Genomic DNA, 13,212 nt, shown 5'->3' with positions numbered 1-13,212 from the left:
GAGTTCGTTATTAACGGCAATGACGGCGAAGCGAACAAAGGTAGCCTGTGCGCAGGTTCATACACCCCCACCCCAGCTCCCACTGCATTTCTCAGACTACGTTTGCTTGATTTACTGCACCGCATTAAAAATGTCTGGGTACATGGGCTTCTTTATTTACCTATGAGTATAAAAATTGCAGCCAGCAAAGCAACCACAGCGGTTATGGTGTTGGGAATTGCAACTCCAGGAGCCAAAACACCAAGAGCTACTATAATCAGGTAAACAGCAAGAAGAATAAAACCTATATTTTTAGTGAATCGCATAATTTAATCCTTTATTAATTTGGTCCTAAACACTAAACATCTAGAAATGAATTTTTGATTATTCAATAGTACCTCCTAATCTTTCAAGGTTTCAGGTGACATAAGCATTTTATATATTTCGCCAACATGCATTTCTTCTTCTTGAATCATTTTTCTGGCAAATTCTTCAACTAATACTGACTTTTTTTCTGAATGGTGTGCTAGTTGATAATACAAATTCAAACCTTGTTTCTCATGCTCAAGAGACTCCTGTAAGCGCTCCAAGAACCACAGGCTTACAATTTACAACTTAGGGGTATAATCTAAGCCAATATTCCAAGGCAACAGTTTTTCATAATCATCAACACTGTTGCAAAGAGGAGCGTTCTTTAACAACATGACATAGTAATGATAAGGGTCGAGATTGTGTAATTTAGCCGTTCTGATGATACTGAAGTGTAAACACAAGGCCTCAGCACCTTCAACAGAGGCGCAAAACAAGAAGTTCTTTCGAGCAATGACCAAGGGTTTGATTTCTTGTTCAGTAAGATTGTTATCGATTTCCAGACGCCCATCATCTAAAAAGCGCATCAGTCCATCTCTATATTTAACACAGTAATTGAGTGCTTTCCCAAGCGGTGATTGGGGCAAAGTTGTAGGATAGACCTTATCAACCCATGTATTAAAGGCTTCCATGAGTGGTTTGGATTTTTCCTGACGCAACTGGTGACGTTGGTCTGGATTCAGTTGATTATTTTTAGCCTCACGCTCTATTTTATAAAGCTCTTTAAAAAAGCGCATGGCTTCTTTGGCAATGCCTTTGCCTTTATTAGATTGGGCAATAGGTTCAAATTTTCTGCGCGCATGCGCGTTGCAATTGACAATGTGCGCATTGCTGCTACCCACAAGTTCAAAAAAATTGTCACCATCGACATGTAAATAGCCATTGAATCCGACAAACCAATCGTAAATAAATTGTTTGTGCTCCACATCGTTGTAGTCATAAAGAATAACGGATTTATCCGGTGGTCCACCCCGAATGCAATACACATAGGATTTGGTTTCTGCTTTTCTTCCAGGCTCATGCAAGACCTGCAAGGTCGTTGCATCACAACTGGCCACATCATACTCAATCACACTGTCTTTCAACAGATTATAAATGGGACGCAGTGGTGTCATTAACTCAATGAGCCAGCGCGCCATGGTTTGGCGTGAGCAATCAATACCATGTCGTTCGCTGAGTTGTCGCTCCAGATGGTACAGTGGTTGCCTGTCATCCAGCTTGCTGACCACCAGGAATGATAAAAACTCTTCTGTTGCTTTAATTTTGGGGAGAATTTGTTTGGGCGCTGCTGCGGTTACGATTTGATTCTCGCATCCTTTAGTGCAAGCAACTACTTCACGTCGTTGCTCCACAATTTCGATGACGCAAGGTTGGTAATGCAGTAGCTCTTTGGTTTCATAACGAATCACTGTTTTGCATGCACCACAGGCACATTGCTTGTCTTCATCAGATACCGGAATAATTTCAATGCGACGGGGTAGTTCTTTCTGCGCTTTTTTATTCTTCTTTCTTGTATGGGCAGCCACTGGTGTCATTTCTTCGGTCTGCTCACCGCTTGCTTCAGCCTGAGAAAAAATGCTCTGATTATTTTCAAACAAAGACAGCTGAGGATTTTCAGGGTCAATATAACGCTCAGAGCGCTTGCCAAAACGGTGACGGCGTAGCTCCATGATTTGTGCTTTTAAAGAATCATAGGCTTCCGCGTAGTGTTCATTGCGTGCTTGAGATAGAGCAAGCTCTGCTTTTAATGCGAGTATTTCGTTACTTAATTGCTCTATTTTTTCTTCGTACATCATGTTGAAATGGCACCTGTTTGCTGAGTCAATTATATCACATTACGTTGATTTTAAAAACAAATTAATCGTTTTTTGTAAATTATTTCTAATAGAAATTCGTAGCCAATACTTCCGGCAACAATGTGTGTTTTGCAAAATCCAATCCTGAGAGCAGCCAGCTTAATTGGTCATTGGTAAGGCTCATGACCGCGTCATCGTGTTTGGGAAATTTTAGTTTTCCTTGCTCCAATCGCTTATAACAGAGCCAAAACCCATTTCGCTCCCACCACAGCATTTTTATTTTATTGGCTTGGCGGTTTCTGAAAAGAAAAATTTGCCCTGATGTGGGGTTCAACTGAAGATGGTCGGAAATCAACATCACCAGTCCATCAATTTGTCGCCTAAAATCAATAGGCTTTGGATAGAGCCATATGCTTGCATTAAATGATAAAAACATGGCTAACCCCACAAGGACAACAACATTGGCAATAAAGTCTGGTCGTGAATTTTTAGCTCATGCCCATTGTTCAATACCAAGGTGCATACTGTCTCTGGAGCTCTTTGTGTCAGCTTATTTAATTGAATCGGTACTAATTTGGATGAAGCTATTTCTTCCCGATACTTTCGCTCCCAATAGCCAAATTGATGGTAGTTTAATTGATGCTTTCGACAGTACGTTACTCGCGACAAACCACTTTCTTTTTGATGCGTTACATGCTCCATCCATCTCTGTTCTTTCGTGCCATCTGTTTCTTGGGGGGATATAATTTGTGGGGATATATTCATCGTACTCTCCTCTCTAAATTGATGTTGCAGAGTATGACGAAACGGAGATAATTATTAAATTATGTAGTTGCTGGCGCGCTTACGCTTTTTTGTAAGATTGTTTTCTAAACTCTTCAGAACAAAACATACCTTCTTTTTTGAAAAAAAGATGAATTTGCCGGTTTGTTTTATTAGAAGATTTTAATAAACCTTCGCTGACTGCGGTTTTTACATTCCTTTTAAGCAATTCGAGTTGATTTGAACAAGCCATTTGTTTGCTATGTCCTGTTTTTGCCAACTTCTCGTTTTGAGAGGGAGACACCTCTTTTTGCAGAGTATTGGTAATTAATCTGATTTTTTTATGCAGTATTTGCATCACTGACAATACATATTTTTTTCTGTTTTCATGCATTTGATCATAAGCAACGGGAAGTGCATTTTCTTTTGAAAAGCAAATATTATTGATCACCATATCGAGCGTTTTTCTGAGTTTTGTTTCGGCACCATAAAGGCCCTGCTCGATGCGTTTTCGAATTTCATGAGCTTCTTCTAACAATGGGGAGATAATTTTGGTGTATTCCCGCTTTAGCTGAGTATCTGTTTGAGTGGATAAAAAGTAAGCCCAATTTTTTTTAAATTTCCCTAATACATGATTGTCATTATACAAAGATAATTTAGATCCCGGCTTAGCAACTCGATATTCGCCCCCTACAATCCAGCTTAATAAAAAATTATAGGCCTCTACGCCCGTCATGAGTTTGCAGGCTTTATTTTTATCTTTGAGTTCTTCTAATAATTCAGCAAAAGCTTTTTGATCTTCAACATCATTAAAGATAAAGATATGCCTGACACAAGAAACTGAGTGAATAGGTTTTACTAAGTCTTTTAATCGCTGTATGGAATCTTTGGTCCTGCCATGACCACGATTTAAGGTGAGTTCAATCACTCTAAATTTTTGAAAATCTAAACCCATGTGTACCCCCCGAGATTAGAAGCTATTGAGATTTCTTAATAATCAACATGTAGACTGGTTCTGCGGTTTCCACCTACTCTGGTCATGCACAATGATTCATTTAAAAACACTAAGGCATGTAGATAAACCAATGGTATATTAAAATGATAATTTGATAAAAACAAGACAAGAACAACCATGGAGCCAAGAGCTTCACTGGACTTTATTGCTTGAGCTAATTCAAGAACCACAGCACTTTTATTCTGAGAATTCCCAAACGGGAGTTCGTTATTAACGGCAATGACGGCGAAGCGAACAAAGGTAGCCTGTGCGCAGGTTCATACACCCCCACCCCAGCTCCCACTGCATTTCTCAGACTACGTTTGCTTGATTTACTGCACCGCATTAAAAATGTCTGGGTACATGGGCTTCTTTATTTACCTATGAGTATAAAAATTGCAGCCAGCAAAGCAACCACAGCGGTTATGGTGTTGGGAATTGCAACTCCAGGAGCCAAAACACCAAGAGCTACTATAATCAGGTAAACAGCAAGAAGAATAAAACCTATATTTTTAGTGAATCGCATAATTTAATCCTTTATTAATTTGGTCCTAAACACTAAACATCTAGAAATGAATTTTTGATTATTCAATAGTACCTCCTAATCTTTCAAGGTTTCAGGTGACATAAGCATTTTATATATTTCGCCAACATGCATTTCTTCTTCTTGAATCATTTTTCTGGCAAATTCTTCAACTAATACTGACTTTTTTTCTGAATGGTGTGCTAGTTGATAATACAAATTCAAACCTTGTTTCTCATGCTCAAGAGACTCCTCCAAAATAGTTCTAATATTATGCTCATGAGTCTCTAATAATGTGCCAATTTTAAGTGTAGGGTGATAGGAAAAATGGGTGATAAGCTCCCCTATTAAATGAGCGTGACTTAAGCTCTCTTGAGCCTGATCCCGCATCCATTTACAGATAGGAATACGATTAAAACCAAATATCATAAAAGAGTAGTGGGTATAGCGCACAACCCCCGCCATCTCAAGCTCTAATAATTTATTTAGAGTTTTTATGATTGCATCATCAATTGTTTCAGGCTCGGGTCTTCCATGTGTCATAGCTCATTCCTTTAATTAGCATATGTAAGAGTATAGAATAATTCAAAAGAAGTATGGGTTGAGATTGGGCATTATGCTCCCAACAAAACAATCAATCCAACAAAGTACAAAAGGGGGCTGCAACTTGAATTTTGCATTACAGCCCCTGCAAAATGCAGTCTCTGACCTATGATTTCTTAAGACATTCGGCACACTTCCCCGCTGCCCGTGAAATCACCTCTATTATAAACTTAACATGGTACCTTGCTCAGGTTTAATTAATTCGACACCGATATCATTTTCCTGGGACAATTCATTGATAACCTGCTTTCTTGTATCCTCTTTCGAATTTGAAAAGTCCACTAATCTGGGTTTGATGTGAGTCACAATAATTGGCAATCCTCTTAGTGCGTTTTTTAAATCTAAAGGATCAACAATTGACGCCAATTGACGCAACTCAAACATAAATAAACTTGGTTTTAAATGCCCAAATAATTTGTCATCGGGTTGTGAGTTTAAAAAGGAACACTCTAGCATGATGGCATGAAGCTGCTTATTTCTTATAAGTGGCGCGATCTCATTCCAAATAGTTCCCATATTTGTCGATTTTTCAATGCGATCAGCACCCGTATCCCCAAAATATAAAAGATATTCTGTCTTATAACGTATTAAAAACGCGCTTGATGCCATTCCACCATGACTTAAAGGGAACGTTTTTACCTGCAGATCGGTATGAGGAATAGCAGTCCATTGCAGTAATGGCATGGTTTGATAATGCTGATAATTCAAGTGCGGAATTTCACCCTTATCACCAAAATTTCCCCAAACAGACCAATTAAAAATATTGTTCTGCAATGCCTGCATGGTTTCTTCGCGAGCCATAATTGTCTGCTGCTCTCGCAATTCGGGTTGAGCCATTACAAGCCCCATCAGATGATCAAGATGTGCATGAGAAATGAGATAAGCAGGAATATGTTTTTGCAGCAAATCGTCAATATTTTTATTAAATACCGATTGCTTGTGGGCGGTAACTTCAAGCCCTCGCATCAAAGTCCCCCCATCAAGAGCTGTATAATTTTCGCTCTCAATTGTTTTTAATAGGTAAGCGGATAAATTTCCATCTTTTAAACCGCCATAGACCCCAAGAGGAATAATTTCGAAAACGGGTGCACAAGATGCTACATCAGACAACAAAAAAATAAAAATCGTAATCAATAACTGACGCATGGGACCTTCCTTAGAGGGTTCGGGTAATTTTGTAAAATACTATAGTATTTACAATTGCCGCAATCAAAGAGTTTATCAGCTAGAAAATCAGCAGCTTTATTCAAGTGACTTTAATAATAAAACTTGATTGCAGGGAATGTGTTCGTTATTTTTTAATCAAATCCCCCGTCCGGGACTGGGTATTTTCAGCTATTAGAATAAATTTAGTGACATATGCAAAAAGGAATAATTTGTATTTATTCCAGACAAATAGTTAAATCAATGATAAATAATCAAATTAAAATGAAATTGGCTTGAGTCCGTGTTAAAGTTGGCCAATTTATTATTTTATTCATTTCGGTGTAGCAACTTATGTCCTTATATCAACTGATTAATCGCCAACTGAGCCAAGCAGGTTTTCATTACGAAGAAGAGCAACTTACACAATTAGATATCATGGAATACATAGTGTTTGAATCAGCAGGCGTATTGCCTTTGCTACAAGATAAGTCGCTCAAATGTATCTTTCGTCCAGGTCATAGCAGCAATGTGTTTTTTCCAGTGGGTCAAAAAGTCTCAACCATAAAGTTCGGCCTTAAAGACGTTGTCTTTAATATGAACGAACTTTCCATGAACAAAGATGAGCAAATTAATTTTTCTCTAATTGCCAATGCGATTGCCGATAAATTTCCAGAGAGTGTTGTTGATGAGACACATCAAATTTATAATCATTATAATACGCTCTGTGCGGTTATTATTCCCGACCAACATATTGAAAAAGCGATCCAATCCTCTTCTTTGTTCGTAGCAGCCGGTAACTTATCAGAATTTGATCTCGAATCACTTCTTCTCCTAAGAAAGAAACTGAATCTCTATAAAATTGCTGATAATAATCTCTCAGACCTGGTAGATAGATTACTCATAAGAGTCAAAACCCATATATCAGAGCACTATGACCTACCTATAGTTCATCAGGCATTACCTAAAGTAGAAAAAAAATTCGCAGCGATATTGGCCATTAGAAGAGAAGAATATAAATATAATCAATTGCTACGGGAGCTCAAACATAAATTACATGAGCTGGTTCATAAAGGAACGGTAACTTATGAATCTCCTTTTCCCGATGAACGACCTGTTTGGAATGATGAGTTTGACCCAAATTACTTGAGTGTCGCTCCAATTGCTCAATTATTAAAAACTACCTTAAGCGAAAGTGGTGCTGATTTTTTCAATAATCCTATTTCACAAAAAAGCTTTGAGCATTTCAAAGAAAAGTGTCACAGTGCAATAACAAGTGCAAAAGATAATTTTGCCAACTTTCGCGGCAGAGGAAGGTGGTATAATGAATTGAATCCCATATTGAAAGCAATTATCGTTTGTGTCAAAGCAATAGCCGGAATTATTGCGGGTCTTACTGTGATTCCAGGCGTGTTGACAGCAATCTACTCTGAACAGGGCTATATTGGAACTTTCTTTAATACTAAAACAGACTCGCTCAGAAAATTAGAAACCTTTGAACACGATCTTTTTTCTAAAAAGGGTATTTTTGATGAATTAAATAAAGAAATTCCCCATACAGGAATGGTCATTTAGATTCAGGGGCGGCGATACATCCCTCTTTAACTTTGCCATGCTCATGTTGTAATTCAGCTGGACGACTTTATTGTTATAAGTCATGATGCAAAGAGACACCCAATTTTTGCCAACTATAAAATATCTATTGCTAAGAGTAAGTGCTTATTGGGTGAAGGAATTTTAAATGATATTCTTTCCTGCCTATATGCCTCTATTTTTGAACAGAAATTTTGCGGATGAGATGAGACATTGCAACGATTTTTAATGGTAATCGAAGAGGAACTGCAACATGCTGAAAACAAGTCAAGTGAGTGAAACTTTGCGGCAATCTGGTATTCGTGCGGCAAGCACGGAGTGTGAAAAAATTGGCGGCATAAATTTAGGTCAGGGTATTTGTGATTTACCTACACCTGAGGTCATTAAACAAGCGGCAATACGTGCGATTGAACAAGAAAAAAATGTGTACTCTGCGTGTGAAGGGGTATTTAATTTACGTCATGCCATTGCTCATAAAATTCAAACCTTTAATAAAATTCCTGTTCAGGCCGAAACAGAAGTTCTGGTAACTCACGGTTCTACCGGTGCATTTATTTGTGCGACGATGTCTTTGTTTAATCCAGGGGATGAAGTGATTTTGTTTGAACCCTTCTATGGATACCACAAAAATATTTTGGAGCTGTATCAAGTTCATGTTAAAGCGGTACCCATTAATTTACATGACTTAAGCATTCAAATGGAGGATCTTGAACAAGCGATTACCCCTAAAACCCGAGCAATTATCATTTGCACCCCCTGTAATCCTTGCGGCAAGGTGTTTTCAGAGCAGGAATTATTAGCCATTGGTGACATTGCAGAACACTATGATTTAGCAGTAATCACGGATGAAATTTATGAATATATTACTTATCCTGGCTATAAACATGTGTCGTTTGCTCGTTTGAAAAATTTTAAAGAACGCACGATCACCATTTCAGGATGTTCAAAAACTTATAATATGACGGGATGGCGTTTAGGTTATGCCAGCGGTCCGGCACATGTCATTGCGAAAATGGCCCTGGTTCAGGACTTAGTGTATGTGTGTCCTGCAACCCCTTTACAACATGCGGCGATTGACGCGTTTAAATTACAAGAAAATTATTATCAAAAAATGTGTCAAACCTATTTGGAAAAACGTGATCATACAGTTCGAGAATTACGTGAGATTGGTTTTGATGTGACCGTTCCTCAAGGAGCTTATTATATTATGGCTGATTTTTCTGGCATGGGTTTTAAAGATGATGCGACCATGACGCGCATATTATTGGATCAAGCCAAAGTTGCTGTGGTTCCTGGACGTTCATTTTATTTAAACCCGGATAAAGGAAAACATGTCTTACGTTTTTGTTATGCGTTGAGTATGGAAAAAGTAGCGCAAGCACTAAAACAGATTAAGGATGGTTTAGTATCCTGTGTTTCCTAGGACATAGACTAACTCCTAGCAGGTAGGTTGGGTCATTTTTTCCCAATCCAGCTTGCTGGGTTATCCCGCAAAACAAACAGCGTCGTTTGGATTATGAATAAAAAAATTATTGCTGCAGCATCCTTAGGCACTCTGCTTGAAATGTATGATTACGCTATTTATGGGTTTATGGCGCCAATTTTAGCGTCTCTTTTTTTTCCTATTGCCAATCAACACGTTGCTTTAATTGCAACATTTGCTATTTTTGCAGCAGGCTTTTTAATTCGACCCTTGGCCGCCTACTGGTTAGGGAACCTAGGTGACAATATTGGTCGGAAAAAAACATTGACGCTCACGCTCTTGGTCATGACGTTTTCATCAAGCTTTATCGGTTTATTACCTACGTATAAAGCCGCAGGCATTATCGCCCCCATATTGCTAACTATCTGTCGACTAGCCCAAGGTGTTTCCGTAGCCGGGGAAATGACCTTGGCAAGTATTTACATCTATGAAAATGTCAGTATGCGTCATAAAGGGTTCGCCGTTAGCTTCGTCACTTTGGGTTCTATTTGTGGTTTGTTACTTGCAATCATCATCAGCAAAATAACTTTGTCATTTTTTTCCAAACAAGAACTCGTTTACCTTTGGCGCTTCCCTTTTTTAATGGGAATATTCGTTGGTTTTGCTGGAGTTTATTTGCGAAGTAAGACCAGAGAAGTGACCGATTTTTCAAAAGTAATGACAAAAAGACAACATCATCCATTAATAAGTGCCTGGCATTATCGGAAAAAAGCAATTATTGCTATTTTTCTTCTAGCAATTTTTTGCAATGGTAGTTTTTATACACTTTTTGTTTATATGCCATCGTATTTACAACAACGCGGGTTAGCAATAACCGTAGCAATGGATGTAATTATAGTAGCAATGATTTGTTATAGCATTGGCTTACTTCTCTCAGGATTTATCTCGGATATTCTAGGAAGACAATTCCCCTTAGCAGTCAGTTTGATTGCAATGATTTTTGCCAGTCTCCTAATCAATTATTTAATTAATGCAGGAACCTTAGTACAGATTACTTTGGCTTGCAGTGCTTTGGCGATTATTATCTCTCTTTTTATTGGGAGTGTATTTACTGCCAGTCTTGAACTATTACCACTGGAAGAACGAGCCAGTGGTTTTACATTATTTTTTAACCTAAGCAATTCTTTATTTGGGGGTACAGCACCGCTGATTATTTTACTCTTAAGTTATATTTTCATAAATTTTGCCTTTTCCATTTATTTGATCGCGATGGCGTTGTTGACTCTTCCTGCCCTATGGTTAATGCAAGATAAAACAACAGCATAGGAACTAGTTTTCCTAATAAAACGTTCGTGATAACCATCAATACCCTAGGCGGAAATGAAAATTAATTCAGTTTGCGCGTAATTCAGATAATAGCTCAAGTTGTATTTTTTCAATTTCCATCATTTTTTCCCATTGGTGTGATAAAAGATGATCGATTTTTTCATGTAAGATACGAATTTCAAGTTCCGCTTTCAAATTAATTTGATAATCATGTTGGGCGCGAATGCGATCTTTTGCCTCCTTTCGATTTTGACTCATCATAATCACTGGTGCTTGAATTGCAGAAAGGCAGGATAGAATTAAATTTAGGAAAATAAAGGGGTATGGATCAGTAGGTTGCCACCAATAAATCAATGAGTTTGCTCCTAACCAAAACGCCATAAAAATGGAAAAAGAGATTAAAAACTTCCAGCTGCCCCCAAAACTGGCCATGCTGTCTGCAAGACGATCCCCTAGTGACAATTTTTGATTAAGATGAGGCTCCATATCTATAGACAATAACTCTTTGTCATCCAGCCGATCGAGCACTTTATTCTTCAAGGTTGTCAGTTCATTTTTATCAGATGTGAGCAAATGACGGACATAGCGTGAGCGCATTAGCGCAAGATCTTCATGACATATGAAGTGTTGATCATTCCAATCTGGGTAGAGATGCATAATCTCTTTGCTAATCTCTGGGCGAATTAATTCGCCAGAAATCAGTCTATTGGGAGGAAAAGACTTCTCACAAACCGAACATACATATAAAGACCGTTTCATCAGATTTTTCAGTTACCGTTGATAGGGGTTATCCATTATACCTTTTAGAAGAAGAGAGTACTATTGCTGAAAAAAATGGTATTTTTTTAAATAAATGCTTGCCCCACCCTACTCATGCTACTATTTAATAATTGTTCAAGCGATCGTGTTTGAGAATTTTAATGAAACGCTCCATACTCTTTACCTTTTTTTATTTGCACACCATGATTGGAAATACTGCCAGTCAAATTCTGGTTCTTTCTGGTGGTGATAATCCTGGGCTTAATCATTATTCACAATATTTGCAAACCAAAACTCTTTATGAGTTCCTGGCGCATCAATATGGTCAGGACAGAGTGAGCCTATTTTTTGGAGTAGGAAACAATGAACTTCACCAACCCCTACCTTTAGACGTTCATAAAAAAATTAATACACAGCAGGATAAATACGATAAAACGGATCTTATGCTGACGGGTATCATTACCAACAATCAGAGTGCCACAAAAGGACAAGTCAGTACTTATTTTTTATCCCCCAAAATCCGCTCCTTAAAACCTAATGATGACTTGTTTCTTTTTGTTAGCGACCATGGAATGCCTTATGGTTTTTTCGAAGATAAAAATACCAATCCCTACAGTAACAATTGCATCGATTTATGGCACTATAAAAAACCTTTTATCAATAACTTTACTAACGAGAACCATTTTAATAAAGCCTGCCTTTCTAAAAATGAACTCGGCTCACTGCTCGAACAGGTTCCAAGTCATCACGTTGTGTTTGCGATGTCGCAATGTTATTCGGGAGGCTTTCATCAATTATCGGTCAAATTAAAAAATGGTTATCCCAGTGCTAATCCTAAAATTTGTGGGTTTACAGCCACAACTCCAGACCATTATGCTTCAGGTTGCACAGCCGATGCTGATGGAGCTACTTATCAAGGTTATGAACGTTCGTTTACCGAAGCGTATACGGGAATTAGCATCTTGACCGGTGAGAAATTAAAAGAACCCACAAACAATGTATTTACTGCGCATCAACAAGCAATATTAGACGACATGACCGTAGATGTCCCTATCAGTACTTCTGATTATTATCTATTGCTATGGGCCGATTATTTTATGAAGGACCATTTTTCCTCTCGCATGGTGAATTTTAATCAACTAGCCATCGAAAAAATATTTAACCAATATCAGAATGAACTTCAATCAATCAAAAATCCAGATTTAGATCAATTTGTTGGTTTAAGCAAAGCCAATGAAACTAAAATTCTTTCCCTTCTTCCAGAAGCGAAAAAATTTGTAGGGCTTTCTATAGCGCAGCAAACGAAGAAAATAACTGAATTAGAGCAGCAAATTAAAGAACAAGGTGATGAGTTAGAGTCAACTTGGGATGGTATGATGAATCTTTATAATAATGTAATCAATGCACAATGGAATCAAAGCTTAAAACAGCATCAAATGACCAATTTAAATTCCAAGATCTATCAATTTGAACAAGAATTCTATCAAGCGATTATTAAGCAAGGAATATATAAACATCCATTCCAACTGGATATGTATTATCTGCAGTATTTATCTGCAAAAAACAATGATAAGGACTTAGTAGATTATGAAAAAAACCGGTTAGACATTATCAAACAATGGGCGGAAGAACAACATAATCCAACCTTGGTTTATGCGATAAATTACTATCAATCCCTGGACAAAAAACAACAGCAATTAGAGGACATTATTGCTAAAAAGGAAAAAGAGAAACAATTACTCAAACGCATCTTAACTTACAATAAGATCAAAGCCGCATGGGTTACTTTAATTCAAATTGACGATAAAACTGCTTTAGCTGAATTGCAAGGGCTACTGGACTGCGAACATTCTAAGCTGAACTAGGCGTTTAATCTGACGGCGAGTTCTTCGCATGTAGCCCCTTCCCCAGAAAGTTTTAGAAGCTATCTATCGTTTTATCA

General features: G+C 37.8%; 14 protein-coding genes. 4 read left to right on the top strand and 10 right to left on the bottom strand.

What is annotated here, in order from left to right; all coding sequences use genetic code 11:
- Window positions 1-152 precede the first annotated feature (152 nt).
- From OQJ26_RS13790 to OQJ26_RS13750, 9 genes are all read right to left on the bottom strand, one after another.
- The gene (locus OQJ26_RS13790) at window positions 153-305 is read right to left on the bottom strand and encodes a hypothetical protein (protein WP_265704319.1); all 153 of its coding nucleotides are present in this window, start codon (window positions 303-305) and stop codon (window positions 153-155) included.
- A 75-nt stretch (window positions 306-380) separates the two neighbouring features.
- Window positions 381-569 (bottom strand): ferritin family protein, encoded by a 189-nt coding sequence (locus tag OQJ26_RS13785; protein ID WP_265704321.1) that lies wholly within the window; start codon window positions 567-569, stop codon window positions 381-383.
- 18 nt (window positions 570-587) lie between these two features.
- Complete coding sequence (gene tnpC / locus OQJ26_RS13780; RefSeq protein WP_265702303.1) at window positions 588-2,144, bottom strand: IS66 family transposase; 1,557 nt, start codon at window positions 2,142-2,144, stop codon at window positions 588-590.
- Between the two features lie 85 nt (window positions 2,145-2,229).
- Entirely contained in the window at window positions 2,230-2,580 is a 351-nt protein-coding gene (gene tnpB, locus OQJ26_RS13775; protein WP_265702305.1) for an IS66 family insertion sequence element accessory protein TnpB, read from the bottom strand.
- Window positions 2,581-2,582: 2 nt separating this feature from the next.
- Window positions 2,583-2,909: an IS66 family insertion sequence element accessory protein TnpA gene (tnpA, locus tag OQJ26_RS13770; RefSeq protein ID WP_265702306.1), complete on the bottom strand. Its 327-nt coding sequence runs from the start codon at window positions 2,907-2,909 to the stop codon at window positions 2,583-2,585.
- A gap of 79 nt (window positions 2,910-2,988) precedes the next feature.
- Entirely contained in the window at window positions 2,989-3,861 is an 873-nt protein-coding gene (locus OQJ26_RS13765; protein WP_265704320.1) for a hypothetical protein, read from the bottom strand.
- Between the two features lie 412 nt (window positions 3,862-4,273).
- Complete coding sequence (locus tag OQJ26_RS13760; RefSeq protein ID WP_265704319.1) at window positions 4,274-4,426, bottom strand: hypothetical protein; 153 nt, start codon at window positions 4,424-4,426, stop codon at window positions 4,274-4,276.
- Between the two features lie 75 nt (window positions 4,427-4,501).
- Window positions 4,502-4,966 (bottom strand): ferritin-like domain-containing protein, encoded by a 465-nt coding sequence (locus tag OQJ26_RS13755; RefSeq protein ID WP_265704318.1) that lies wholly within the window; start codon window positions 4,964-4,966, stop codon window positions 4,502-4,504.
- A gap of 222 nt (window positions 4,967-5,188) precedes the next feature.
- Window positions 5,189-6,172 (bottom strand): MBL fold metallo-hydrolase, encoded by a 984-nt coding sequence (locus OQJ26_RS13750; RefSeq protein ID WP_265704317.1) that lies wholly within the window; start codon window positions 6,170-6,172, stop codon window positions 5,189-5,191.
- A gap of 351 nt (window positions 6,173-6,523) precedes the next feature.
- Between OQJ26_RS13750 and OQJ26_RS13745 the strand changes: the two genes are divergently transcribed.
- The 3 genes from OQJ26_RS13745 (at window position 6,524) to OQJ26_RS13735 (ending at window position 10,511) form a co-directional block, all read left to right on the top strand.
- Window positions 6,524-7,744, top strand: a complete 1,221-nt coding sequence (locus OQJ26_RS13745; protein ID WP_265704316.1) for a hypothetical protein — start codon at window positions 6,524-6,526, stop codon at window positions 7,742-7,744.
- A gap of 271 nt (window positions 7,745-8,015) precedes the next feature.
- A complete protein-coding gene (locus tag OQJ26_RS13740) occupies window positions 8,016-9,185 on the top strand; it encodes a pyridoxal phosphate-dependent aminotransferase (RefSeq protein ID WP_265704315.1) in 1,170 nt (389 codons plus the stop codon).
- A 93-nt stretch (window positions 9,186-9,278) separates the two neighbouring features.
- A complete protein-coding gene (locus tag OQJ26_RS13735; protein ID WP_265704314.1) occupies window positions 9,279-10,511 on the top strand; it encodes an MFS transporter in 1,233 nt (410 codons plus the stop codon).
- Window positions 10,512-10,577: 66 nt separating this feature from the next.
- Here the strand turns inward: OQJ26_RS13735 and OQJ26_RS13730 are convergent, their stop codons facing one another.
- A complete protein-coding gene (locus OQJ26_RS13730) occupies window positions 10,578-11,270 on the bottom strand; it encodes a DUF1003 domain-containing protein (protein ID WP_265704313.1) in 693 nt (230 codons plus the stop codon).
- A gap of 161 nt (window positions 11,271-11,431) precedes the next feature.
- Between OQJ26_RS13730 and OQJ26_RS13725 the strand changes: the two genes are divergently transcribed.
- Window positions 11,432-13,135: a hypothetical protein gene (locus tag OQJ26_RS13725; protein WP_265704312.1), complete on the top strand. Its 1,704-nt coding sequence runs from the start codon at window positions 11,432-11,434 to the stop codon at window positions 13,133-13,135.
- Window positions 13,136-13,212 lie beyond the last annotated feature (77 nt).

The organism is Legionella sheltonii (genome assembly GCF_026191355.1).
GTDB lineage: Bacteria > Pseudomonadota > Gammaproteobacteria > Legionellales > Legionellaceae > Legionella > Legionella sheltonii.
Note: the sequence above shows the minus strand (reverse complement) of the source record. Positions and strands in the feature narration are given on the sequence as shown.